The 25216-nt window shown below is 72.3% G+C and carries 24 protein-coding genes; 10 read left to right on the top strand and 14 right to left on the bottom strand.

Annotated features, from left to right (window positions below):
• Position 1 precedes the first annotated feature (1 nt).
• From AB0I88_RS02390 to AB0I88_RS02375, 4 genes are read left to right on the top strand one after another with little or no spacing between them, the layout of a single operon-like run.
• Positions 2-1177: a hypothetical protein gene (locus tag AB0I88_RS02390; protein ID WP_361017430.1), complete on the top strand. Its 1176-nt coding sequence runs from the start codon at positions 2-4 to the stop codon at positions 1175-1177.
• A gap of 2 nt (positions 1178-1179) precedes the next feature.
• On the top strand, positions 1180-3567 hold the full coding sequence (locus AB0I88_RS02385) for a GTPase-associated protein 1-related protein (protein WP_361017428.1): 2388 nt from the start codon (positions 1180-1182) through the stop codon (positions 3565-3567).
• On the top strand, positions 3567-5129 hold the full coding sequence (locus tag AB0I88_RS02380; RefSeq protein WP_361017426.1) for a hypothetical protein: 1563 nt from the start codon (positions 3567-3569) through the stop codon (positions 5127-5129). The genes AB0I88_RS02385 and AB0I88_RS02380 overlap by 1 nt, the downstream gene beginning before the upstream one ends.
• Positions 5122-5310: a hypothetical protein gene (locus tag AB0I88_RS02375; protein WP_361017424.1), complete on the top strand. Its 189-nt coding sequence runs from the start codon at positions 5122-5124 to the stop codon at positions 5308-5310. Before AB0I88_RS02380 ends, AB0I88_RS02375 begins: the two co-directional genes overlap by 8 nt.
• Positions 5311-6027: 717 nt before the next feature.
• Here AB0I88_RS02375 and AB0I88_RS02370 read toward each other — a convergent pair.
• Positions 6028-6678, bottom strand: a complete 651-nt coding sequence (locus AB0I88_RS02370) for a VWA domain-containing protein (protein ID WP_361017422.1) — start codon at positions 6676-6678, stop codon at positions 6028-6030.
• 88 nt (positions 6679-6766) lie between these two features.
• Here AB0I88_RS02370 and AB0I88_RS02365 point away from each other — a divergent pair, with 88 nt between their 5' ends.
• The 3 genes from AB0I88_RS02365 (at position 6767) to AB0I88_RS02355 (ending at position 12006) form a co-directional block, all read left to right on the top strand.
• Positions 6767-9391 carry a CHAT domain-containing protein gene (locus AB0I88_RS02365; RefSeq protein ID WP_361017420.1) on the top strand — a complete coding sequence of 875 codons (2625 nt, stop codon included), beginning with the start codon at positions 6767-6769 and terminating at the stop codon, positions 9389-9391.
• 14 nt (positions 9392-9405) lie between these two features.
• Complete coding sequence (locus AB0I88_RS02360; RefSeq protein ID WP_361017418.1) at positions 9406-10788, top strand: hypothetical protein; 1383 nt, start codon at positions 9406-9408, stop codon at positions 10786-10788.
• 189 nt (positions 10789-10977) lie between these two features.
• Positions 10978-12006 (top strand): hypothetical protein, encoded by a 1029-nt coding sequence (locus AB0I88_RS02355; protein ID WP_361017416.1) that lies wholly within the window; start codon positions 10978-10980, stop codon positions 12004-12006.
• Positions 12007-12015: 9 nt separating this feature from the next.
• On the opposite strand, the gene AB0I88_RS02350 is transcribed toward AB0I88_RS02355, so the two are convergent.
• The 6 genes from AB0I88_RS02350 to AB0I88_RS02325 all read right to left on the bottom strand — a co-directional run bounded on the left by AB0I88_RS02350 (position 12016) and on the right by AB0I88_RS02325 (position 17585).
• A complete protein-coding gene (locus AB0I88_RS02350; RefSeq protein WP_361017414.1) occupies positions 12016-13893 on the bottom strand; it encodes a caspase family protein in 1878 nt (625 codons plus the stop codon).
• Between the two features lie 46 nt (positions 13894-13939).
• A complete protein-coding gene (locus AB0I88_RS02345) occupies positions 13940-14125 on the bottom strand; it encodes a hypothetical protein (RefSeq protein WP_361017412.1) in 186 nt (61 codons plus the stop codon).
• 112 nt (positions 14126-14237) lie between these two features.
• Entirely contained in the window at positions 14238-14849 is a 612-nt protein-coding gene (locus AB0I88_RS02340) for a hypothetical protein (protein WP_361017410.1), read from the bottom strand.
• 292 nt (positions 14850-15141) lie between these two features.
• Positions 15142-15786 carry a hypothetical protein gene (locus AB0I88_RS02335; protein ID WP_361017408.1) on the bottom strand — a complete coding sequence of 215 codons (645 nt, stop codon included), beginning with the start codon at positions 15784-15786 and terminating at the stop codon, positions 15142-15144.
• A gap of 456 nt (positions 15787-16242) precedes the next feature.
• A complete protein-coding gene (locus tag AB0I88_RS02330) occupies positions 16243-17229 on the bottom strand; it encodes a permease prefix domain 1-containing protein (RefSeq protein WP_361017406.1) in 987 nt (328 codons plus the stop codon).
• Entirely contained in the window at positions 17226-17585 is a 360-nt protein-coding gene (locus AB0I88_RS02325) for a PadR family transcriptional regulator (RefSeq protein WP_361017404.1), read from the bottom strand. Before AB0I88_RS02325 ends, AB0I88_RS02330 begins: the two co-directional genes overlap by 4 nt.
• 69 nt (positions 17586-17654) lie before the next feature.
• On the opposite strand from AB0I88_RS02325, the gene AB0I88_RS02320 reads away from it, so the two are divergent.
• From AB0I88_RS02320 to AB0I88_RS02310, 3 genes are all read left to right on the top strand, one after another.
• A complete protein-coding gene (locus AB0I88_RS02320) occupies positions 17655-17798 on the top strand; it encodes a hypothetical protein (RefSeq protein WP_361017402.1) in 144 nt (47 codons plus the stop codon).
• A 66-nt stretch (positions 17799-17864) separates the two neighbouring features.
• Positions 17865-18329, top strand: coding sequence for an Asp23/Gls24 family envelope stress response protein (locus tag AB0I88_RS02315; protein WP_361017400.1), 465 nt, complete (start codon positions 17865-17867; stop codon positions 18327-18329).
• A gap of 409 nt (positions 18330-18738) precedes the next feature.
• On the top strand, positions 18739-19329 hold the full coding sequence (locus AB0I88_RS02310; RefSeq protein WP_361017398.1) for a hypothetical protein: 591 nt from the start codon (positions 18739-18741) through the stop codon (positions 19327-19329).
• On the opposite strand, the gene AB0I88_RS02305 is transcribed toward AB0I88_RS02310, so the two are convergent.
• From AB0I88_RS02305 to AB0I88_RS02275, 7 genes are all read right to left on the bottom strand, one after another.
• Complete coding sequence (locus tag AB0I88_RS02305) at positions 19326-20195, bottom strand: hypothetical protein (RefSeq protein ID WP_361017396.1); 870 nt, start codon at positions 20193-20195, stop codon at positions 19326-19328. The genes AB0I88_RS02310 and AB0I88_RS02305 overlap by 4 nt on opposite strands.
• On the bottom strand, positions 20192-20644 hold the full coding sequence (locus AB0I88_RS02300) for a hypothetical protein (protein ID WP_361017394.1): 453 nt from the start codon (positions 20642-20644) through the stop codon (positions 20192-20194). The genes AB0I88_RS02305 and AB0I88_RS02300 overlap by 4 nt, the downstream gene beginning before the upstream one ends.
• Positions 20645-20837: 193 nt before the next feature.
• A complete protein-coding gene (locus AB0I88_RS02295) occupies positions 20838-21356 on the bottom strand; it encodes an RDD family protein (protein ID WP_361017392.1) in 519 nt (172 codons plus the stop codon).
• Positions 21357-21381: 25 nt separating this feature from the next.
• Positions 21382-21774, bottom strand: a complete 393-nt coding sequence (locus AB0I88_RS02290; protein ID WP_361017390.1) for a DUF2752 domain-containing protein — start codon at positions 21772-21774, stop codon at positions 21382-21384.
• A gap of 84 nt (positions 21775-21858) precedes the next feature.
• Positions 21859-22230, bottom strand: coding sequence for a hypothetical protein (locus AB0I88_RS02285; RefSeq protein WP_361017388.1), 372 nt, complete (start codon positions 22228-22230; stop codon positions 21859-21861).
• Positions 22231-22267: 37 nt separating this feature from the next.
• On the bottom strand, positions 22268-24763 hold the full coding sequence (locus AB0I88_RS02280) for an AAA family ATPase (protein WP_361017386.1): 2496 nt from the start codon (positions 24761-24763) through the stop codon (positions 22268-22270).
• A gap of 13 nt (positions 24764-24776) precedes the next feature.
• Positions 24777-25184 carry a hypothetical protein gene (locus AB0I88_RS02275; protein WP_361017384.1) on the bottom strand — a complete coding sequence of 136 codons (408 nt, stop codon included), beginning with the start codon at positions 25182-25184 and terminating at the stop codon, positions 24777-24779.
• Positions 25185-25216: the final 32 nt, after the last annotated feature.

The raw sequence follows: 25216 nt of genomic DNA, 5'->3' as shown, positions 1-25216 counted from the left end.
CATGAACGTCGCCTGCCCCTACTGCTACGAGCGGATCAACCCGCGCCGCCTGTGGTTCCGCTGCACCGGGCGCAAGGCCCCGGGCCGGCCGGCGTGCGTGCCGCAGAAGGATCCCGCCCGCAAGGAGCTGACCGGCATCGACGAGCTGGTGCTGCCGTCGTTCCCGGCGCCCGGCTACGGCCTGCGGGTGGTCAACTCGGCGGTGCACGACGTGTGCCACGCCGTCTCCGGGGTGAAGGTGTGCCCGCACTGCCACAGCCGGATGCCACCGTCGTTCGGCGAGGGCCGCAGCCCGCTCATCGCGATGGCCGGCGCCCCGCACACCGGCAAGAGCGTCTACCTGCGCATCCTCGCCGACCAGCTGCGGCACGGGATGGGGCTGCGCTTCGGCGCCGACGTCCGGCTGATCGGCGACGAGCAGTTCGCCAACACCACCGGGCGGGCCGACTTCCTCGACCCGGCCGGCGATCTGTTCCCCGGCGGGCAGCTCTACGCCAAGACCCAGCCGGCCGCCGAGGGCCGCCGCGACCCGATCGTCTTCGCCTGGCGGCAGCGGCGGCTGGCCCGCTACGACACCACACTGCTGTCGTTCTTCGACACCGCCGGCGAGGACCTGTCGTCGATGTCGACCGTCGACAACCTGCGCTACCTGGGCGCCGCGGACGCGCTGATCCTGCTGCTCGACCCGTTCCTGATCCCGCGCGCCCGCGACCAGATCAACCTGCCGAAGTCGGCCTACACCACCAACCAGTCCACCGTGGATGTGCTCAACCGGGTCACCGACAACCTGCGCGAGAGCCGGCATCTGGGCGGCCGCAAGAACATACCGATCCCGGTGGCCGTGGTCTTCGCCAAGATCGACGCGTTCTTCGACGTGTGGGGCGACATTCATCCACTGGTCCAGCGCCCGGAGCCGGGACCCTACTACGACGAGGCGTCCGGGCGGACCACCCACGAGTACGTGCGCTCCCAGCTCGCCGACTGGGGCGCCCACGACGTCGACAACCACCTGGCCCACAACTACAAGAACTTCCGCTACTTCGCCGTCTCCGCGCTGGGCGCCGAACCGGACTACGACAACGACATCATCGACCCGAACGGGGTGCGCCCGTTCCGCGTCGACGAGCCGCTGCTGTGGCTGCTCAGCCAGTTCGGCGTGGTGCCGGGCAGGGGCTGAGCATGGACCGATTCGAGACGCTGGTCTACACCGACTGCCGCCCCGGGGAGGGCCTCACCGGCGGCGCCGGCCTGCAGTTCCAGGCCCGCTCCAGCGACGCCGCCGCACCGGCCCAGACCCTGGTCAAGGACCGCCTGCTGTACGAGCCGCCGGCCCGCTGGATGGCCGACCGCCGCCCGGCCGGGGAGTACCCGCCCTCCTTCGGGCACCTCAGCGCGTCCGGCTACCTGGCCACCGCGTCCGGCGTCTACCTGGGACGGGAGGCCAACGGGGTCCGCGAGGGCAACCAGCTCACCCACGCCATCGTCGCGACCGGGCCGGAGGCGTACCGCGGCCTGCGCCCGGCCCAGCTGTACGGCGCCTCGTTCTGGACCACCACCCCGGCGCCCGGCTCCCGGTCCGCGCCGGTCACCGTCAGCCCGGAGGACGTGCCGTACACCCCGGCCCGGGCCCGCAAGTTCGTCCTGTCCCGGCGCAACGGCGCCGCCATGCTGTTCGCCCTGGTCTCCGCCCTGGAACGGGCCGGCAGCGACGGCCGGGTGCTGTTCCTCGGCGACGACGTCGGCGACATCGTCGAGTGGCTGGTGGCCGGCACCCTCCTCGTGCCCCGGTCGCGGGCCCTGGAACTCGGCTTCAAGGTCTACTCGAACGATCCGGCCCGGTCACCGGCCCCGGTCGTCGCCGTGCACCCCGACTTCGCCGGGCCCGCCACCCACGTCGACAACCAGCTCGGCTACCTCGTCTTCGACCTCACCACCCACCGGCACAGCCCGGTCGGCGTGTCGGACAGCGCCGAACGCTGGGTGCGGCTGTTCCTCGACGGCGACCCGCGCGACGCCGTCGACGCCCTCGACGTGGCCGGTGAGTCCGGCATCGACGACGACGCGGCCGCCGCGGCCCTCGGACGGGCCGCCATCCTGCACGCCGAACCGCCCGCCGAACACGCCGAGACGATCGTCGGCTGGCTGCGGCGCGGGCCCCGGCGGCTGCGGGACGCGTACGGCGCCGACCTCACCGACCTGTTCGCCGAGATGCCGGAACGCTGGTCACGCGACGTGCTGCGGCTGCTCGACGAGGTCGGCAGCGACGGCCTGCTGCCCGGCAAAGCCGCCGAGGTGCGGATCGCCCTGCTCCTCAAGGACATCGAGGAGGCGGTCACCGGCGGCCCGGTCACCTCCGAACCGCCCGCCCCGCTGCCCGCCGGCGAATGGGGACCCGACCGCGACGACCAGGCGCTCGCCCTGCTCCTGGAGGCCCTTCAAGCGCCCGGCCGGTCCGGGCACGCCATCGAGGCGCTGCTGCGGGTCGCCCACCGCTACCGGGCCGCCGTGCACCCGGCCCACCTCGGCGAGGCCTCCGCCGAACTGGCCCGGCACCTGTCCCGCGACCCGCGGCTGCTGCGCCCCGCCGAATGGCCGCACGGCGCCGAAACCGAAGACCTGGTGATCGCGGCGCTGCGGGCCCGGGCCGCTCGCGGCGGCCCGGAACCCGCCCTCATCGGCGACATGTGGGGACCCTGGCTGCTGCGCCACCGGTCCAAGCTGCCGCGCGAGCTGCGCGCCGCGGCCCTCGGCGCCGCCGTCCGCGCCGGCGACGACCGTACCGGGCTGCTGCGCGACGAGCTGTCCACGGTGCTCGACGACCCCGACCGGTACGCGCGCCGCGTGACCGACCTGTTCAGCCAGACCACCCCGTACCCCGACGAGATCAGGCTGATCGCCGAGAACGCCCCACCCGGCACGCCCCCGATCGACCGGGTGTTCCGGGCGGTGACCGAGCCGGTCGCCGGCCCCGGCCCGGCGACCGCCCGCCAGCTGCGGCTCTGCCACGACCTGCGCCGCCGCGGCCTGATCGCGCCGAACCGCGCGCTGGAGACGACCCTGGCCGCCGACGAGACCCTCACCGGCGCGCTCGACCGGCTGCCCGGCGCCCCCGGCGACCGGGTGTCCGGCCTGCTCACCGACATCGCCGAGAGCCCGCCGAAACTGGTCCGGGCCCGTTCCGACCGGATCCGTGCGGCCCTGCTCGACCTGCCCGTCTTCCGATCCGGTGACCGGGTGTTCGACCGCCATCCGGAGCTGCTCGACCCGTACCTCAACGACCTCGCCGACACCCTGCGCACCAGCACCCGCGCGGCGCTCGCGGTGATGGCCTTCCAGTTGGAGGGCAACCGGCTGCGCGACGACAAGAACCGCAAGGCGGCGCTCGGCAAAGCCGTCGACCACTGGCTGACCTGGGCGCCCGACCGGCACGTGGCGGAGGCCGGCCGGCAGGTGGCCGACGTGCTGGGCCGCAAGTGGACGGAGGCCTGGGACAACCGGGTGGAGCGGCTGGCCGGCCGCCGCAAGCGGTACCGCATCACCCACCCGTTCGGCGGGGGCAGATCCTGATGCGCGTCATCGGTTTCGCCATCTACTACGCCGGAGCGCTGGCCTGCCTGCTGTTCGTCACCGTCCCGGTGAGCCTGGTGCTGGCCGGCGTGAGTGTGGTCGCCGGGGCCGGGGCGGTCCTGGTGGCGGCCGGTCTGGTGCTCGCCGGCCCGTCCGGGGCGGGCCTGCTCACCCCGGACGCCGCCCGCCACGGCCTGCCCGGCCGGGTCGCCCGCGAGTTCGTCCGCCGGGACCCGGCCTGGCCGCAGTACTTCGCGGCACAGGCCGCCCTCGACGCGAACGCCACGGCAGGGCGTGCCTGGACCTGGGCCTCCGGCGCGTGGCGGTCCGGGATCCGCTGGCTGTCCGTCAACGACTGCGGCGGCTACTGGTGGCCGATCGTGGTGCTGCCGGTGCTGACCGTCCTGGCCGCCGGAACGGCCGGGGCCCTCGTCGCGCTGCCCGCCTGCCTGCTGGTGATCGCCGCGATCACCCTGACCGCCTGGCTCGGCGGGCTGCCGCTGGTCTACCTGCTGCGCGGTGTGGACGCCGGATGGCGGCTGACGTGGCGATCCCGGGCCAGTTGCACCGCCTGCTTCGCCACCGCCGCCGTGCCCGCCTACCGCTGCCGGGGCCCGCACGGCCCGGCCCAGCGCTCCTCCGGCGACGACCTGCACCGCGACCTGCGGCCCGGCCGGCTCGGCGTGCTGTGGCGGCGCTGCGCGTGCGGGCTGCGGCTGCCCACCATGGTGCTGCGGGCCGCGCACAGCCGGCATCTGGAGACCTGCTGCCCCAGCTGCGGGGAGACGCTGTTCGACGGGGCCGGCCGGATCCGCGACGTGCGGGCACCGGTCTTCGGCGCGGCGTCGGCCGGCAAGACCCAGTTCATCATGGCGGCGCTGGTCGGGCTGCACCGCGCGGCCGAGCGGTCCAAGGTCGTGCTCACCATGCCGGACAACCGGGGCCGGGTCGCGTACGCCGTCTACACCGACCTGATCTCCCGGTCCGCCCCGGCGCCGAAGACCGACACCACCGCGCCGGTCGCCGTCACCGTCCGCATCGAACAGCGCCTGAACACCACCCTCCTGCACCTGTTCGACGCCGCCGGCGAGACCCTCACCGACCGGGAACAGAACGCCGGCCTCTCCTACCTGGACACCGCCGAGACGCTCACCTTCGTGCTCGACCCGTTCTCCATCCGGCGTATCCGCGACGAGCACGGCGCCGCCTCGGCGAGCGTGTTCGCCGACGCCAACGCGGCCCTGCACGACCCCGGCGACGCCTACAACGCCACCGCTCAGCGCCTGCAGGAATACGGCGTCCGCACCAGCCGGAACCGGCTCGCGTTCGTGGTCACCAAAGCCGACCTGCTGCGCCGCCTGCCGCTGACCGCACCGGCCACCGACAGCGCCGCGGTCCGCGAGTGGCTGTGCGCGCACGGCCTGGAGAATCTCGTGCTGACCGCCGAACGTGACTTCGGCCAGGTGCGGTTCTTCCTGGTCTCCGGCCGCGACACCGACCCGGACGGCCCGGTGTCGGTGCTGCGCTGGGTGCTCGGGAGAGGATGGGGAGACCTTGGCTGACCCGCGCACCCGGCTGCCGGCCGTGCACCGGCTGTCCCGGCTCACGATCCTGCTGGTCATCGTCGCCCTGGCGGTCTGGTTCGGCACGTCGCCCGCGGTCCTCTCGGCCGTCGACCGGGCCACCGCCGTCATCACCGACATCACCGCCACGATCTGGCGCCCTCTCACCGAGACCGGCTAAAACCCCAATCCCATGGTACGGGCGCCTTTGTCCCAGTAAGTCAGGACAGTTTTGCCCGTTCGGCGCGATCCAGCTGCCCGCTCCGGCCCGTGCCGCGCCCGCCGGGCTGATCCCGGTGGCCGGCAGGACCAGCCCCGCGCCTCCCCGCGGCCGGCCGGCGCGCACGTAAGGCTTTGCGTGGTCACTCACGTGTGTCATGGCGGTGGTCCGGGCACACGGTCGGTGCGCTGTGCGCGCCCACCCGGCCGGCGCGGGCGGGGGCGAGTGATTTGGCCGGCAGGGTCAACTCTGACCCTGCCGGCCTATTCGTGGGTCAGCCGGTCCGGTGGTCAGCCGGTCCGGTCCGGTGGCGCCGCGGATGACGTGCCCGCCGAACCCCGCGGGCGTTGCGCGGACCGGGCCGGCCCGGCTCGGGGGAGACGGGCCGGTTGACGTGGACGTCGGTTGGTGCGGTGTCGCCCGGAGGTCCCGGGCCGGCGTCCGCAGCGACGTGTGCGGTGAGAATCCGACACCCGGTGCGGGTGTGCCGACACCCGTTGCGGGTGTCGGGTTTCCCGGACACCTACGACTCGGCCGGCGAACTCACCGATCGGGGACCGGCTTCGTGGCCGTCACGCCACTGACCTCGGCCGGCCATCGTGGCTGACATGCCCGGCCAGACCGTTTCATCCACCCACCAGCAGAGTCAGCGCTTCCGCGTACGAAGCGAAGTGGGTTTCAGGTCGCCGTGGAGAGGAAGCGGCGCACCTCGCTGAAGTCGCTCTCCGCGCCGGCCACGAGCACCGCGGAGAGGAGCCGGGCCATGTCGAGGCCGGGCAGTTCGAAGTAGCCGTCGTCGGTGGCCAGCGCACGCATCACGGTGTCGTCCGCGCCGGGCAGGCCGAACGCGAAGATCTGGGTGCGCCGGTCCTCCCGGGCCCGGGCGAGCCGCTGCGCCAGCGGCCGCCACCCGTCGCTCGGGTTGCCCTCGAAGTCGGTGGGGGCGCCGTCGCCGACCAGGATGATCCGCGACGAGGACGGCCCCGCGACGAGCGCCCGCCGGTCCTCCAGCAGGTGCAGCGCCAGATCGATGGCGGCCACCATCGGGGTGGCGCCGCCCGCGGTCAGCTCGGGGATCTCCAGCCGGGCGGCCGGGACGAACGCGGCCGACGGGGTGCCGTCGCCGGAGACCACCAGGACCCCGCCCATCCCGTAGGTGACGACCGCGAACTCGACGCCGCGCAGCGCGCCGGACCCTTCCGCCCGGACGGCCGGCAGCCAGGTGGCGAGCTGCCGGTTCAGCGCCGTGATGGCCGGCACCCCACCGGTCTCGGTGGTCCGCATCGAGTCGGAGGTGTCGAGCAGCAACGTGACGAACCGGGGCTCCATTGTCACCTTTCCGGGTGGGTGATCTCACCGGTGTCTGACGGACAGGACGACGCTGTCCGTCAGACACCGGTGCGGGAAGGGGCCGGGAATGGATGAGAACGCGGAACGGTACGCGACGATCGCCGCCGCGCTGACCGGGCACGTCCCGGTCGCCGACGCGGTCCGGGCGCTGTGCGCGGTCCCGGTGGACGGGCCGTTCCGCGGGGTTCTCGCCGCGGGCCTGATCGGCCGGTTCGTGGCCGACGAGGAGAGCCAGATCCTCGGCGACCGGGCCCACCTGGAGGCGCTGATCACGATCGGTGACGGCGATCCGCCGGACGGCTCGTGGCCGCGAACCCGGGCGCTGGGCCGGGCCACCCTGCTCGCCATGGCCGCCCTGAGATACGACCTGCCGGAGAGCGCGGCCGCGCTGGAGGAGTTCGACGAACTGGCGGCCGTCATCGACGGCGACGACCGGACCGGCCGGATCCAGATGGAGCGGGCCCGCCTCGCCGTCTCGATGTACCACGCGGTGACCCAGGGCGACGACCCGATGCAGAACGAGGCGTGGGAACGGTTCCGGAAACTCGCCGAGAACGGCCCGCCCTCGGTCACCGCCCTCGCCGAGGCCGTCCAGATCACCCAGGACCTGATGAACGACCCGCACAACGACCTCGACGGCAAGCTGGCCCGGCTGCGTGAGGTCGCCGCCCTGATGCCGGACTCGCCGGCCACCACGCTGATCGAGTCGGCGGTGGACCAGATGCGCCAGGCCACCGGCGGTGACCTCTCGGCGTTCGCGCCGGGCGACCACGGCGGCGGTCCCGCGCTCGGCCTGGCGGTCGAGGCGGCCCGGCTGCTCTCCGACGAGGACGCCACCGTCGCCGACCTCGACGAGGCGGTCGAGCGTCTGCGGGCCGCCCTCGCCGCGAGCACCACCGACCCGCAGCTGCGGATCCTGCACCTGACCGGGCTGGCCGGCGCCCTGGCCCGGCGCGCCGAGGTCACCGCCGACATCACCGGCCTGCCGGAGGCCGAAGAGCTGCTGGTCGAGGCGCAGGGCCTGCTGAGCGGACCGCAGGACCGGGGCTGGGAGATCGTCCACGACGGGCTCGCCCAGGTCCGCCAGCGGCTGGGCGCCGTCCAGGACTCCTACCTGGACGCGGTCGCCTCCCTGCGTACCCATGTCTGGCGGGTTCTGATGCAGCCGGACGCGGCAGGCGCCGCGGCCGTCGCGAAGGAGGCCGGGGACGCGGCAGTCTCCGCCGCCCGGGAGTGCCTGCGTGTCAACGACATCGCCGGGGCGGTTCGCGCTCTGGACGCGGGCCGCGGCCTGGCCCTGTACGCGGCGACCGAGATGCGGTCGGTGCCCGAACGGCTGCGGGACGCCGGCGATCCCGGCCTGGCCGCCGACTGGCAGCGCGCGATCGACGGCGACGGGCCGCCACAGACCCTGCGCCGCCGGGTGCTCGGCGTGCTGGCCCGCGCCGCACCGGGCGGCGCCCTGTTCGACCCGCCGGAGATCGACGAGATCCGCGACGCGCTGTTCGAGCTGGATCTGGACGCCCTGGTCTACCTGGTGCCGGGGTCCCGGCTGTGGCCGGGGATGGCCCTCACGGTGCCGGCCGAGGGCACACTGTCCTACCTCGGCCTGCCCGGCCTGAAACCGGGGGAGAGCCCCGAGGTGGACGCCTACCTGGCCGCCGCCAGCAGCCGGGACAGCGCCGCCGTGGGCCGCGGCGGCCAACGCGACATGGTCGTGCTCGACGACGACCTGACCGACCAGTTGGACGTGGTCCGCGACTGGGCGTGGCGGGCCGCGATGGGGCCGGTCATCGAGCGGCTGCTGCCGTCCTGGGCGCACGTGCCCACCGGCCGGGTGCCGCGGATGGCGCTCGTGCCGATGGGGGAGCTGGCCCTCATCCCGTGGCAGGCGGCCTGCCGCGCGGGCGGCGAGCCGGCCATCCGCTCGGTGGCGTTCTCCCAGGCCGCGTCGGCGCGGATGCTGCTGCGCAGCGCCGCCCTGCCGCCGGTGCCGCCGTCCCGGCTCGGCCTGATCGTCGCCGACCCGGAGACCGGCACCGAGGCGGTCGCCCTGCACGGCGCCCGCGACGAGGCGTCGGCGATCCACGACGTCATCTACCGGGGAGCCCGGTACCTGGGCCGGCTGCCCGGCGACGACGGCGCCGTCAGCCCGTCCGGCGCGGGCACCCCGAAGGAGGTACGCGACTGGCTGACCAGCACCGGCCGTGCCGCCGGAACCATGCTGCACCTGGCCTGTCACGGCGTCGCCGACGCGGCGGGCGGCTCCTACCTGATGCTGGCCGGGGAGCGGCTGGCCGCCGAGGACCTGGTGAAGCTGATGACCGCCGTCCCGGACCGTGCCGTCGGCCTGGTCGTGCTGGCCGCGTGCAGTTCCGGGATGGCGTCCCGCGACTACGACGAGGCGTACAGCCTGGGGACCGCCTTCCTGGCCGGCGGCGCCCGGTCGGTGCTGTCGACCCAGTGGACGATTCCGGACAGCAGCACCTCGCTGTTGATGTTCATGTTCCATCACCATCTGATGACCGGCCGGCTGCCGGTCTGGGAGGCGCTGCACCGCGCCCAGCTGTGGATGCTCGACCCGGACCGCGAGGCGCCCGAGTCGATGCCCGCCCGGCTGAGCGCGCAGCTCGACGACGGCGACCCGGCCGACGTCACCGGCTGGGCCGGTTTCCTGCACGGCGGCCGCTGAAAGGAGACCGGCGATTGTCCGAGATCGACGCGCTGCGGGCCCGGCTGAAACGGCTCACCGGCGCCGCCCGCGCCCGGCCGCTGCTCGACCTGACGCAACTGCTCAGTGACGCGTACTGGCGGGCCGGGCCGGGCAAACCCGACTCGCTGCCGCTGCTCGACCAGGCCATCACGGCGATCGACGAGGCGTACGGCTACTTCGGCGCCGCCGACCCGATGCGCCGTAACCTGGCCGGCGTACGCGGCTGGCTGCACGGCTCCCGTCACCTGGCGCACGCCGGCCCCGTCGAGGACCGTGACCTGGGCCTCCGGCTGATCGAGGAGGGCCTGGGCGCGCCGAACCTGTCACCGGTGCTCGGCGGAACGCTGCGGCTCACCCTGGGCCAGCTGCACATGAGCACCGTCACGGCGCTGCTCCAGCAGCCGGGGGCGATGGCGAGCCTCACGAGCAGGGGGATGCCGGCGAGCGCGGCCGCCGACGTGGACCGGGCGATCGAGTGTTTCGAGCAGGTACGCGACGAGCACGGCATGCCCCGGGAGACACGCGAGGTGTCCCGCACCCTGATCCGGATGGCCGGCGCGCTGCGGATCATCGTGACGACCCGGCCGGGCACGTCCGGTGTGGAGGCGATCAACCGGCTGATGGAGGCCATGAAGGTCTTCCAGCAGATCCATCAGGAGCAGTCGGCGCTGTACACGGTCGTGCCGGTGGGCACCGCCGGGGCCTTCTACGGCGCCGACACCCTCGCCGACCAGGATCCGCTGGACCGTCCGGTGCCGCTCATGCAGTCCACCGACCCGGCGGCCGTGCCCCGGCCGCGCCGCAACCCGCGTCCCGCCCCCGCCCCCGGCCCGGCTCCCACGCCGCGTCCCGCCTCCCGTCCCGCGCCGCGTCCCTCTTCCGGTCCTGCGCCGCGTCCCTCTTCCGGTCCCGCGCCGCGTCCCTCTTCTGGTCCCGCGCCGCGGGCCGCCTCCGGTCCCGGGGACGACACCGCTGCCCTGCGCCGCGAGTTGCGGGAACGGATCACCGGCGGCGGCGACCTCTTCCCGGCCCTGTACCGGCTGCTGCGCGACCCCAGCCCGGCGCCCGGCCTGGTGGACGACGTGGTCGCACTGGCCACCGCGGTCGTCGACGCGGGCGCCGCGAACCGTACCGATCAGCTCATGCTCGCCACCGGGCTGTGCCTGCGCGCCCGTGCGGCCGGCGCCCGCCGATCCCGCCGCGACCTCGCCGAGGCCGCGGACGCCCTGGTCGAGGCGGCCTCGGCGAGGTCCGCACCCCCCGAGGCGGTACGCGTGATGCGCCGAGTGGCGGCCATCGTGGACGAGGCCGACCCGGGTGTGCGCGCCGGCCACCGCCTGACCGCCGTCCTCCGCGAACGTGGCGGCCGCGGCTGACGTGGCGCCGCGCCGATGGATGTCCGTCCTTTGTGTCGTGTGATGCACTTAGCCGGAACGAATCGACTGTCCACCCGACAAGCCGCCTCTGATCGTGCGGAATCGGCCCGCGGACGGACCGACCGGGGCCGGGGGACTCCCCGTGGGAGGGCGATCAGAGCAAGCTTCAACCGTCGGAAGGAGCCCTCGGTGGTCATCTCGTACGGCCCGGTCACCCGATCGGAACCGGTCACCTTGCGCCGTCTTCGGGAGCTGGCCGCGGCCGGCACGCTGGCCGCCGCGGCGTCGGACGACGGCCTGGAGCGGACCGCGCTGGCGGGCGCCGCCTACGAGCTGGTGTGGCCGATCGTGTTCGCCCGGGTGACCCGCCGGTTCGAGCGGCAGCGCGGTCATGCCGTCTGCGCCTCCGGGCTGACCAGACTGGCCGACGAGTGCCTGGACCGCTTCCACGACGACGTCGAGGCGGTCGTCGACGACCTGCTCACGCACGCCCGCCGGCCGATCCGGCATCTGGAGGCGTGGGTGACGGCCCGGCTCGGTGCGGCGACCGTCAACGCGCACCGCCGCCGCCGGGGTGAACGCGGCGCCCTGCAACGGCCGCGGCTGCCGGGATGGCTGGCCGACGGTCTGGGCCGCGACCGCTGGCTGATGGCGCTGGCCACCGACATGCTGGTCTGGGTCGGGGTGAGCGGCACGGCCGGCGACCGGCTGTGGCCGGTCGAGTCGTGGGCGCAGAGCCGCGGCGCGCACACCGGCGACTGGCAGGGCAGCGACCCGGCCACGGTCCAGCGCGAGATCGACACCGTCCTGGCCGCGATGCGGGTCCGCCCGGCCTGGTTCCAGTCCTTCGTGGAACGACCGCTCGGAGCCAAGCGTCCACCTGTGGTCACGATTGCCGTCGACCCGTACGGTGAACCAGTGCTACCGCTGGTCCCCGGTGACCCCGACGCGAGGGTCGAGTCCGAGCTTCATGATCTGGCCGGCGACGCCGTGCGGGTCATGGCCGCCCGTCTCGGCCGTGGTGAGAAGCCCGAGACGGTGGTCGGCGAGGTGTTGCACACGGTCTTCGGCGGCGCCTTCACCGGCACGCTCGACCAGATGCCGCACAGCGTGGCCGACCCGCTCGGCGGGATCATCGGCGCGCTGACCGACCGGTCCCGGGTGGACCGTGTGGTGGCGGAGATCCTGGCGATCGTCGGCGAGGGCGCCGACGGCTGACGGCCGCGCTCATGGGATGGACGGCACCACCGTCTTGACGACGGCTTCGGCGGTGGTCCAGTCGTAGGCGCTGTCGAGCCCGGCGTCGACCATGTCCCGGTACATGATCTGGTCGCCGAGCCGTTCGAGCAGCCCTTGCGCGCCGAGCCCTTTGCGTCTGCCGGGCAGGCGCCTGTGCAGCACCGGCAACTCGTACGGCCGGGTCGGGAAGGTTCGTTCGGCGGCGAAGAGTTTCAACCGGTCCCGCGCGAACGCCCCGGGCTCCACCGGGACGTCCGCCGGCAGTTGCACGAGAATGTCGTTGCGGTCCCGGCAGTAGACGGTGACGCCGGGCCCGATGAAGTCGCCCCCGAACAGGAACCGGGTCGCCGCGAACCGTGGGGTCAGGTCGAGCAGCACGCAGAACAGCGGAACGGCACCGCTGTTGTGCAGCCGGATCCGGATCCGCGGCGCCTTCCAGCCGGTCCGTGCCCACGTGTAGCGCAGCACGTATTCGCCGTGCTCGTCGGTCTGCAGCGGCTGCCCGGTGTCCGGGTCCACGATCTCGATGCCGACCGGCGCGGTGATGCCCGGCGCCGGATTCCGCAGGCCCCAGATCAGCCGCCACCGGGCGATGTGCTCCAGCGCTCGCACCGCCCGTTCGACCGCGTCCGGACCGGTGTGTTCCCATTCGGCGAGCCGTTCCGCGTACCGGTCGGTGATCACCAGGTTGCCCCCGGCCTCCAGGGTGACCCGCACGTCCGGGCTTCGGCCGGGCTCGGGCGCCCGCAGGTGGCGGGACCGGCCGATGGCGGCGGTCAGGTCGGCCGCGCCGGCCCCGATCACGGTGACCGAGGTGCGCGGCAGCGGCACCGACGTCATCACGACCGGGAACCGCTTGTTCCGGTCCGGGCGCCACGGTTCGGCCGGCTCGACGAGACAGTCCTCGGTGCGCACCTCGACGATCTCGGCCTCCTGCTCGGGGGCGTTGTGCACGCCCACCCGCATCCCGCTTTCGGCCGGGATCCCGTGGACCGTTCCGGCGTCGATCGTCCAGCCGCCGTGGCCCCACCGCATCTGCACACCGGTGCCCGGGGCGGCCACCGCACCGCCGAGGAACGGCTGGTCGAGCTCGGCCGCAATGTTGGACCGCAGGCCCGAAGTCTGCTGGATCCACCGGCCCGCGAGTTCGGCCCGCACCGCCTGGAGAAGCTCGTGGTAGGTGGCTTCGGCGCCGAGCCGCTCGCGGGACCCGATCAGCGCCCAGCTGAAGACGCCCCGCCAGGCGCCGTCCAGGGGCCGCTCCTGGGCGGTCTCGTCGGATCGGCTGGCGGACAGCTCGACGTGCCGCATCGGTGGCACGGCGGCGGCCCGCTCGATCGTGCCGGGCAGGAAGGAACGGTCCGGGCGGGACGCCGCCGAGCGCGGGACCGCCCGGACCGGATATGCCGGGTCCCGGGAGGCGCTGGACGAGTGGCAGCTGTCCAGCACCACGGTGATGTGCCCGGCGTCCAGCTCGTCGATCAGCAGCGCCAGCTCCTTGTCCCACAGGTCCGGAACACCGTCGGCACGGCTGTCCGCGCAGACCAGCGTCTGCACCCGGCCCGACGCTTCGAGGCCCTCCGCCCAGTCCGGGGCCTCGGCGTCGGAGCCGTGCCCGCTGAACCAGAACAGCGCCACGTCGTCCGGCCCGGCCTGCCCCAGGTGCGACCGGAAGGCGGCGATCACCGCGTCCCGGGTGGCCTCGCCGTCGCGCAGGATCAGCGCCTCCAGCCGGGTGCCCGGCGCCAGGGTCGCCCACAGGTGCGCCTCGGCGGCCGCCACGTCGTTGACGCAGCCGGACAGGTTCGGCAACCCGGCGGCCTGATACTCGTTGATGCCGACGAGCAGCGCGTACAGGGTCTTCACACGGTCTCCTCCGGTCCGCCCACCTCTCACTGACGGACAGCGGCCGTCAGTCCTGGTCCGACGGATCCTGTGCGGGACCGGACAGCAACCGTTCGAGGGCGCGGCGGCGGTCGGCGGCGAACAGTCCCACCTCCGCCTCGCCGTGCTGTTCGAGCGCGACACGGGCCGCTTCGGCCAGCGCCTCCTCGAGAAGGCGCCGGATCCGCTCCTGCTGCCCCGGGGTCAGTTCCATGAGAGGGGCTACCGGTCGCGATCTTCGATCATGAACAAATGATGACTGATCATCCCCGGCCTCTTCTCATACCGTCTAGGGCGCACACCTAGAACTGGCGGACAGGCCGGGATCAGGCGGTTCGAACCACCTCGGTGAGCCGTGCCAGCGCCTCCGTCCCGGACAGACGTCCCCGGTGCAGGACGGTCAGGTCCTCCACCGCGCACGCCGGCGGGGTGCAGCCGGCGGCGCGGGCCAGTGCCGGATGCCGCCGGGCCCACCCGGCCACCGCGGCGGCCAGCACCCGCTCCATCTCACCCACCGGCATCAGGTCGCTGAGCTGCCGCGTCGCGTCCTGCCGGCACGCCCAGAACGACCACACCTTCGTCTCGTCGAGCAACTGCTGCACCGGGTCGGTCCGCAGGTAACGCAGCGCGATCTCGATCGCCCCGGGACGCCCGTCGCCGATCAGGTCGTCCACCATCCGGTGTCGCGCGTGCGAGCCCGCCACCTCGTAGAACGTGCTCCGCGACCCGCGCGGCCCGGCCTGCGCCACGATGCTCTTCCAGGTCAGCTCGGCCGGTGGGCCGGCATCCAACAGCGCCTCCGCCGCCCGGTAGTAGATCTGCCGGGTGTGCCAGTGGTTCCGCCGCGGCGCCGTGTTGCCGGCCAGCCGCCGCACCCAGCCCCCGACAACCGTCCCGTCGAGCTCCGCGACCGTCTCGGTCCGGGCACCCATCGTCATCGCTCGCTCCCGATCGGCTCGGCGAGGCGTTCCCCCAGCGCACCGATTCTGTCCGGCAGCGAAGATCAACTTAAGCCCCTTACGGGCCCTTTCCGCCCCGCCGTCCACTTTCGCCGGGCGGTCATCACCCTTCAGGACCATTTCCGGTACGCCTACCCGAACCCGATCGGGCGGCCCGCCAGCCACTGCCCGGTCCGGCCAGCGGCGCGCCCACCGGGCGGTGCCGCCGGGAGACCTGCGCGAAAAACAGGACGCCCCCGGCGATGCCGGAGGCGTCCTGGCCGATCTCGGCTCACTTCTTCTTGCGGCCCTTCCGGCCGCCCGAAACACTCGGCACCGGAACCCGGCTGACCTGATCCTCGACGGTCCGGGCGGCGATCCTCATGATCTCCGCCTCCCGGCCCGCGTCGGTGAACTCCCGGCCCGTCTGGTTCAGCGCGACGAACCGCTCGGCCCGCTCGACCAGCCGCAGCAGGTCGGTGACCGCACCCGGATGCGTCCGGCACAACGCCACCGCGATCCGCATCCGCCGCTCCGGGACACCGGCCACGTACTCCGGCATGCCGGCCCGCCAGGCCAGCGGATGCACCAGGTACCCGGCCGGCAGGTTCCCCGGACCGCCCAGCGGCGCCAGGATCTGCAGCGGATCCAGTCTCAACGGCGGCGCCTTCACCCCGGCGTAGGCCAGCCCGAGCAGCGACAGCACCACCACGATCGCGATCGCCAGGAGCGGATCACCGGTGCCCATGCTCAGAACCACCCCGAACCCCACCAGGACCAGCCCGCCGGCCGTGATCGTCGCGGAGTTGCCGGTGGTGTCGCACGCGTCGCTCCGCGCCTCGTCGATGTACTTGCGGATCACGCTGTCCAACAGCGGATTCGTCGGCTTCCACTGATCGTCGCGTACCGGTACGGCACGCTCGGAAACCTTGATCATGGGGGTGCTTCCTTCCCGAACATCCGTGTCTGGGACCGACGGATCGATCACCCCGGCCCTGGAGCGGGCCGTGCCTCTCCGGCAGCGCCGCGAGAATCGGCACCCCACCCCCCGACCTGAGGGCAATCCCACCCCCGGCTCGCCGCAACCCCTGGCGTGTTGAGTTGCGGTGCGCTCCGCGCCGCTACTCAACACGGGGTTCGGGGGTCTCTCGTGGGGTTTGGGGTGGTGTTTGGTGTGTTGAGTTGGGGTGCGCTCCGCGCCGCTATTCAACACGGGGTTTGGGGGTCGCGTGGGGTTTGGGGTGGTGTTTGGTGTGTTGAGTTGGGGTGCGCTCCGCGCCGCTACTCAACACGGGGTTTTGGGAGTCTCGCGGGGTCTGGGGCGGCGTTTAGTGTGTTGAGTTGCGGCGCGCTCCGCGCCGCAACTCAACACACATTGGTGTTCGCCGCGGACCTAGGACAGCGGGGTGCTGTACTCCCGTCCGGTGCCGGGAACCGGGGTCGGCAGCCCGCGACGGGCCCGCTCGACACGGATCGCCACGTCGATGATGTCGTAGAGGGCGCCGCCGACCGCGATGCTGACCGTGATGCCGGTCAGCCAGGCCAGCGGGTCCGTAGCGCCCCAGTCCAGAGTGGCGATCCACTCAGGGTTGAAGAACCGCTCGTTGACGGCCAGCCACGTCACCGGGATCGCGAACATCGCCGCCAGCACCGCGTTCACGATCGTCACCGTGTGGGTCCAGGTGCCGCGACGGTACAGCCAGACCGCGTAGACGCCCTCCAGGATCAGGACCCCGATCAGGTACGGCCACCAGAAGGACCAGTTCGCCGGATCCAGCACGGGCTCCTCGGTGAACGCGAACTGCTGCAGGACGATGGCGGCGATCACCAGGACCACCCATCCGAGAGCCGCGCCGAGCTGCGCCGGAGTCTGGAGACCCGGCTCGTAACGCGGCAGATCGTCCAGCGACCAGGACCGGCCGCGCAGCTCCGCGCGGGCCACCCCGGTGCGCTCGAGGATGGCGAAGGTCAGCGTCACCCAGAACACCATGTGCGCGCCGGCCGTGAGTGTCGTGCTGACGGCCGAGCCGATCACCTCGCCGATCGAGGCGTCGTCCAGGATCCGGATGACCACCACGATCGTGACCACCAGCGGCAGGATGGTGGAGAGCAGCAGGATGATGATCCGCTGCCAGGCCGGGTAGAAGACCGGCCCGATCAGGTAGCGGGGACGGTCGGCGTAACCGTCCGCCAGCCGGTCCGGGTCGCCGAGCTCCAGCAGCGTCTGCTCGATCGCGGCCTCGCGCGGCTGGCCACCGTCGACGCGGGCGTCCACCGCGTCCTCGATGGAGGTGCGCAACTCGCGCTCGATGTCGGAACGCTGCTGCTCCGGAACCCGGCGCAGCACGGTGAAGACGTAACGGTCGATGAGGGTGGTCACTGCTTGCTCCTCGAATCGTTGCCGGAGGGGTGGTCCAGGTCGCCGATCGCCTTGTCCAGCCGCACCCACTCGTCGCGCAGCGCGGCCGCGATCGCGTCGCCCTGCTCGGTGGTGCGGTAGAACTTGCGCGGCCGTGCCTCGTCGGTATTCCACGAACTGGTCAGCAGGCCCTGCGTCTCCAGTCGCCGCAGCAATGGGTAGAGCGTGTTCGCCTCCACCTCGAAACCGGCCGCGCTCAATGTCTCGAGCAGCGAGTACCCATACCCCGGCTGGCGGAGGACGGTGAGGCTCGCGACGACGACCGTGCCACGGCGCAGCTCCTGCAGGTGCCCGGAGAGCGTCGCATCCATTGTCATGCCAATCACGATACTGTGTCTCACACACTATGGCAAGAGGCACGCTATCGTGCCCGGCATGCCGGCCGGTTGCCCGCCGTCCGCGACGTGGCCGGCCACCTCGAGGACGAACTGCTCGGCACCGCCGGCGAACCGTTCCGGGCCCGCCTGCGCACCCTCGCCGCGCAAGTGCTGGAGTCGGCGGTCCGACAGTGTCCTGGCACGACTCCATGAGGGGCATGAGCAAGATTCACTAGTAGGCTCTGGCCTGGTTTCCGAGAGCACAGCAAAGGGACGGATATGAGTGACGAGGCCGAGTTCCACGCGGACCGGACGCAGGAGTTCTACCTGCCGGCCGTGGTCCCGGCCGTGCCACCGCAGCACGGCGGGGCTGAGGTCATCGAGGTGGCCGCCTACCGCGGCAACACCAAGTTCGAGCGCGAGGTGATCGAGAAGATCGCGGCCTCCGCGGCCAAGTCGGTCGCCGGCGTCGCCGAACTCGGCGGCGACGTGGCCCGCTTCTTCAACTCGGTGCTCGACAAGATCGGCCTGGACAAGGTCGGCGACGCCACCCGCGGCGTCTGGGCCAAGGTGGACGGCACCGACGTAGAGATCACCGTCATCCTGGTGATCAACGCGGGCGAGGTGGTCTCCGACGTGACCGCCAACGTCCGCCACGAGGTCATCGAGGCCGTCGAACGGTACGGGCTGCACGTCAGCGACTGCACCGTCAAGGTCGACGACATCCGCCTCCCAGAGGCCTGACGCCCCGCCCGGCCAACCCGAGCGACCCGCGATCCGGCCGGTCATGCAACTCCGCGATCCGCCGGGTTGCTCGGCTCCGTAACCCCCGGCCGGTGGTGCGGCTCCGTGTTCCGCCGGGTTGCTCGGCTCCGTAACCCCCGGCCGGTGGTGCGGCTCCGTGTTCCGCCGGGTTGCTCGGCTCCGTAACCCCCGGCCGGTGGTGCGGCTCCGTGTTCCGCCGGGTTGCTCGGCTCCGTAACCCCCGGCCGGTCGTGCGGCTCCGCAATCCGGCCGGGCCGCTCGGTTTCGCAAGTAGGCCGGGTCGTGCGGCTCCTGCCAAGTCGCGGGGCCGCCTACCGGCTTTCACCGATGAGCACCTCCGCCGGCCGGTAGTGTTCGCTTCGAGGGCGGCCATTCACCGGGAGGGACGATGATCACCGTTCCGGCGGGCAGCAGCCTCACCATGCGCTGCCCCGACACGCAGCCCATCATTCTGGTCTCACTGGCGGAGGTGCAGGCGCAGTTCCTGGCCGAGCTCCCGCCGATCCCGGTGCTCAGCCTCGATGGCCCCGGGGTCCGCCGTATCGGCATCCTGGAACTGGTCACCGCCTCCGGCGTCACCTGGGTCGAAGCCGAGCTACGCAACGACCAGCTCAAAGTCATCGGCGACGCCCCCACCGACGTGGTCCAGCGCCGCACAGCCGCCCGCCGCCCCGGCAACCACCCCACCGTCGGCACCGCTCAGATCGAGAGCATCGACGGCCGCCGGCTGATCCAGATCACCGGCCGCGTCGAGGACATCTCCACCGCAGGCCTTCTGCTGAGAGCCAGCACCGGCGACAACCTGCCGGCCCTTCCGTACGGCATAGGCCGCACCCTTCTGCACATCACCATGCCGTGGGGGGAGATGACCGCCTCCGTGACCACCGTCGACCAGCGCGCCGACCTCCTACGGGGCACCTTCGAATGGATGGACCCCCACAGCAAGACCGAACTGGCCCGCTACTGCGCCGGCCGCTAATTGACCGGCGGACTCGGATCGGTCACCTTCGGCGTCGCCCCGGTCACATCACACAACACCGCCGCTTCGACGCGGTTCATGTCGGCGGTCGGAGGCGGATCGTAGAAAGGCCGGAGGGTTGTCTCCTGATCTCCCCTGAGGCATTGCTCCGGATGCCGATCGTTGCTGAACGAGCCGCCGACGATCTTGTCCGATCCGTCTCGGTAGATCAGAGTCGCGCCTCGCGGGACGAGGTCGCCGCAAGCATTCGAGTTGGTCCGCAGCCGGAAAGTTCCAGCGTTGCGGCTGGGCGGATATGTCGGATCAAGTGTCGTGATGACGGTCGGATAGGAGGCGGTGCCCTCCGCTGGGACCCATCGTGTCTGTGCGAGATCGACGCCCGCCTCGGCGACGACCGGGTTCGAGCCACCAGGCCGCAACCGCGGCTTGGGATCGAGGCCGAGGACGGTTCCGATCACCACGCGTTGGCCGGGGTGAATGATGGGAATCTCGATCCGGTGTCCTTCGCCGACAACGAGGACGGGTTCGTCTTCGGCCGTCGACAGCCGGAAGCCGACCCGGGTGTGGAAAGCAACGCGGTTGCTGCTGTTCTCCACGACCGCACCCAAGCTGACGTACCTGCCGTCGTCCATCTGGGTGAATCCGGACTCCACGACTCTGAGGTCGCCGCCGTCCGGCGCAGCTATGCCGGACTTGTTCGGGTTTGCGGTGGCGGCCGGCGCCCCCTGGTCGGTAGGCGCAACCGCGTCGGGGCAGGAGGCCACGACAACGGCTGTGTCGCCTTCAGAGCGCTGGGCGAACCAGACACCAACGCCGGCCAGCAGCACGGCGACGACGCCGGCCGAGACCAGGAACCATCGTCTCATCGGTAGATTCGTCCCCTCAGCTGGATAGCCTGCGCCAACCGATCCTTGATCAGTCGTTTGGCGGCGACTCGAACACCGGCGCAGAACTCGGCCTCGCGCAGGGCACGAATCGTGTCTTCGGCGATGTGGACACGCCATGGCTGCATGCCCTGGGCGGTGATGGTGATCCGACCGTCGTCGGACCGGCCCTCGGCGACCAGCGCATCCCGCTCCTCGAAGAAGCGGCGATCGGCATCGGAGAGTTCGCTGTCGTCGGGATACACCTGACTGACCCGTCGCCGTGCCTCCTCGAAGTCCGCCCACAGAGACCGGAGCAGGGACCCTAGGCGATGTTCCAGATCGGCTTCGGACGTGTGGTCGTAATATCCGGACGAGAAGTAGATCTCGACGATGGCCCCGGCCTCCCACAGGTTGGCGAGGTCGATGGTCAGAGTCCGGTCGTTGGCCACGATGATCTCTCCCCGCTTGCGGTGCCTTCTGTCCTCGTGTACGCCGGGCGAGGAGGTTTCGTTCGATGAGCACTGTCGTGGATGCGTCGTCTGTGATGGGACGCGCGGGCCGTACCGGGGGAGAAGGGGTGAAAGCGAGACGGCCCGCTCAGCGCAACGGGGCGCCGGGCGGGCCGTCAGGCCATCAGTCGGTTCAGCGGATGACGACCGTGCTGACGATCTTGTCAGCGAGGGTCTGCCGCTTCGCGTCCCACAGCGGGAACAGGAAGCCGATGAAGCAGATGATGGTGTCGATGAAGTGCGCGAGGTCACGCAGGAACGCCTTGCCGGCGCCGATCGGCTGGCCGACGTTGGCGTCGACGAGGGTGATGCCCAGCGCCTTCCGGCCCCAGCTCTGACCGGTCTTGCCGGCCTGGAACCAGCGGTTGTAGCCCCACACGGCGAGCGACAGCAGCTGGAAGATCCAGTAGAGGGCGTTGTACGTGACCACGCCGTTCTCGGTGTCCTGGCCCAGCGTGGCGCCGAGGATGCCGAACGGCAGCACGATGATGTTGTCGATCAGGTACGCACCGACGCGCTGGCCCCAGTTGGCGTAGTTGACGGCCGGAGCGCCGTAGGCACCGGCGCCACCGTAGGGTGCGCCACCGTACGGCGGGGGCGGCGGAACCTGGTTGCCGTAGGGGTCGTTCGGGGGCGGAGGCGGGTAGCTCATATTCGTTTCCTTCGTAGGGGTCGGCTCATCCGAGCCGGTGCAGTTGAAATATCCAGCTCGCCGTGGCGATCAGCCCGGCGAGCCAGCCCACCTGTCGCCGTCGCGCGGACGACCACGAGCGTGGCGGTTTGAGCACGCCCGCGGCACGCAGCACCACGAGCGGGCCGGCGACGGCGGTGAACGCCGCCAGACCGAAGATCAGAGGGTTGGCATGGAAAGCGGTGTCGACCTGGCCGCGCACCAGCGCCACGGCGGCGGTCGTCAGACCACACGCCGGGCACGGCACACCGGTCATCGTCCGTAACGGACACGGCAGACCCGCTCCGGTACGGGCGGTGACCGTCGGCCAGACCACCGCCCCGACCGCGACGAGCGCGCCGAAGCCGCCCAATCGCTCGGGTACGGAGAACTCACGCATGCGCACACCTCTAGATCTCAAAGCTGGAGGATCATACGGTTGTTCGGCCCTGTTCGGCGACCCCGAATCCGCAGCATGGAACCGCTAAACGCCCGTTCGGGTGACCGTCGCCCGTAGTCCCTCCGTCACCGCGGCCAGTTCGGCACGAAGACGGAGCAACTCCGACACCGTAAGGCCAAGTTCGTACCGGTGGTGGTGTCCGGCTCGTGACAGAGCCCACCACAGGTATCCGGCACGCCGGGCCGGCTCGTCACCGGCGTAGGCGGCCAGCATCAGCAGTTTCGGCCGCTGCGCCTGGACCTGCCCGATCTCCGGGCGCACCCGGGCCCAGTAGCGGTCCAGGACCGACTCCAACTCGAGGCGCAGCAGCCAGGCGCAGGCCCGCGGCCAGGTGCCCCGTGCCCCCGGAACCACCGTTTCCAGAAGCTGATCCGCCGCCGCCAGATAGACGCTCATGCCGTCGCCTCCGATGCGCCACGGAGCCACCGTGAGCTCACTGCAGTTTCTCCACCAGGTCGGACGTGTTCGCCACCAGGGACCTCATCGGCATCCGGCGGGCGCCGTGCGCGCCCTCGGCCACCGCGCGGACCGTGTCGGCTGCCCAGCCGCCGTATGTCCGGTTCAGGTACGTGTACAACTCCCCGCCCCGGCCGAGATCGCCCAGGAAGGCCAGGGTGAGCCGCTGCTTCACGGTGTCCGCCTCCGCCAGCCGCGACTCCACCTCACGGTGGGTCGCCCCGTCCCGGTAACGGCGCGCCCGGTAATGATCCATTCCGGCCGCTTCCAGCGCCGACCGGCAGAACCCGGCGACCACCGGGAAACGCGCGTCCTCCGGCAGTGTCTGCGCCGCCGCGAGAGCATACGCGTCCGCGAGGTACCGCGACGCCGGATCGGCCGCTTTCCGCAGCTCGACCACGGACCGTTCGCGCCGCCCGGCCTCCCACACGGTCGCCTCCAGCCCCAGCCGCCGCACCGCCTCCGGCAGCCGGTCGTCGTGGGTGAACACCACCACCTGCCGGGTCGCCGCGATCTCGCCGAGCACTTCGGCCAGCCCGTCGACCTTCGCCGGATCCATGCTCTGCACCGGATCGTCGACGATCACGAACCGGTACGGGCTCGCCTCCGCGGTCGCTCGCGGCAGGAACACCGACAGCCCCAGCGCGTGCAGCTCACCCTGGCTCATCACGGCCAGCGCGTTCGCCTCCGCCCCGTCCACCGCCACCGGGAACCGCACCTTGCGCTGCGTCGCCGTGCCCTCCATCCGCATCCGGTGCAGCTCGACGTTGCTCTCCTGCCGCAGCCGCCGCCAGATCGACTCGGACCGTCCCACGAACGCGGCCAGCCGCTCCGCCCGGATCTCGTCGATCGCCCGGCCGAGCGCCGCCCGCGCCGCCACCAGCAGGCTCAGCTCGGCCGCCTCGGCGCGGACCACCAGGGCGGCGTCCCGCCAGCGGCGCACGGCCGCGCCGGGTTCGCGCCAGACGTCGCGCCGCCGCACCAGCCAGCGGGTGGCAGCCTCAACCATTTCGATGTACGCCGAAGCGATGTCCCGCCACGCCCCCACAACGGCGGTCATGTCCCCGGCCCCGCCCGCGACGGCGGCAGTGTCGCCGGTCCCGGCCGCGACCCCCGCGGCCGGGACGGCGAGCACGTCACGCAGCCGCCCGGCCGGTTCGGGCAGCACCACCTCCAGAGCTGAGGCGACAGCGCGCAGCTCACGGCGTACGAAATCGAGGGTTTGGTCGGTGTTCTTCTGGGCTGTCGCGAGGGCCGCACGTGCCGCCCGGGCCTCCGCGGCCGACGCCTCGAGACGCGCCGTCTCGGTCTCGGCGGCCACCCGCCACTGCTCGTCCAGGTGCCCGCACCGGCAGACCGGGCACGACCGGTCGCCTTCGGCGGTGTGCAGGTCGAGAGCACGCCGCAGCAGGTCGGCGGTGCGTTCCGCGGCCGCCGACGCGCTGCCGGACAACCGTTCGACGGCGTCGGAGGCGGCCACCAGCTCCCGCAGCGACGACTCCACGTCCGGCAGCTCGTTCTCGATCAGGCGGTGGGCGGCGGCCGCGGCGGGCGCTTCCGCGTCCGGCCCGTCCCCACCGGCCAGCGTCTCCAGCAGGTCCAGGTCGGCGCTCGCGAACCGGCCGCCGAGCGCTTTCAGCGCCTGCCGGGCCCGGTCGTCGTCCACACCGGCGAGCAGTTCGCGCAGCTCGGCGAACCCGGCACGGACCGCCCGCACCCGTTCCTCACGTTCCCTCCGGCGGGCCTGCAACGCGGCGTCGGCGGCGGCCAGCGGGGCCAGGCCGAGAATCGGGGCGAGCGCGTCGTAGAGTTCAGACGGCTTCGCGGTGATCACCCGCTCCAGGTCGCGGGCCGACAGGAACGGCCGGTACAGCGACATCCGGCCCAACCACGCCGGAACCTCCCCGGCCGGCCGCCGGGCCGTCCCGACCGTGGTGGTGACCAGGGCGTCCGCCGGATCGGTGGCGGTCCGCTCCCAGGATCGCCGGATCGTGACGGGCGGGCTGTCGTCGCCGAGCCGCATCCGTACGCTGATCTCGGTGTCGCCGTCGTGATGCAGGTTGCGCCAGCCCTCCCGGAAGACGACCGGCCGCTGCGCCCACCGCATCGAGTCGGCGGTCAGCGTCAGCTCGGCCGCCTCCGCGAAACTCGACTTTCCCGACCCGTTACGGCCGATGACGAGGGTGAGGCCGGGCCGCGGTCGCAGGCTCAGCGTGGCCTCCGGCCCGATCCCGCGGAAACCGGCCACCCGGATCGACTCCAGGAACACCTCCGGCGCCTCGACGGCGTCGTCCGGCCCGTCCGGCAGCATTTCGAGGATCAGCGCGGTCACCGCCTCCGGCGTGCCCGCCGCACGCAGCCGCTCAGCCAGCCCGGTCTCGCTGTCCGCCGGCGTTTCGGCAGGCCCGGTGTCGCTGTCCGCCGCATCCGCCGGCGTGCCCGGCTTTTCGGCCGGCTCGGTCTCGTCGTTCACCGCACCCCTCCGGTCAGTCGCTGAGCCGCTGCCGCGCCACCCGCAGGCAGGCGCGCATGGTCTCCTCCGGCAGGCGCATCGCCGCCGCCAAGGTGCGAACAGCGTCGACGTGCCCGTCCGTGTCGATCTTTTCGTAAATCTCCAGCAGACCCCGGTGGAACGCGGGGCCGTCCTCGGGCAGCTCCGCCAGCCGGTTCTCCGCGAACTGACGGACCATCACCGCGAACCCGCCGACCGAGGGCATCTCGTGCAGCTCGGCGGACATCGCGAACAGCCGCCGCTCCACCTCCCGCAGCGTCTTCCCGCTGATCGCCGGCGCCTCGATCACCAACCGCCGCGGCCACTCCGCCGCCGCGTCGCCCCACTCGGCGATCACCGTCAGTTCCGTGTCCCGCCGCTCCAGGCGGATGTTCTCAGACATGCGCTCAACCGATCAGTTCGATGTGCCGACGG

This window comes from Actinoplanes sp. NPDC049802 (genome assembly GCF_040656595.1).
Taxonomy (GTDB): domain Bacteria; phylum Actinomycetota; class Actinomycetes; order Mycobacteriales; family Micromonosporaceae; genus Actinoplanes.
This window is presented reverse-complemented; position numbering and strand designations above follow the sequence as displayed.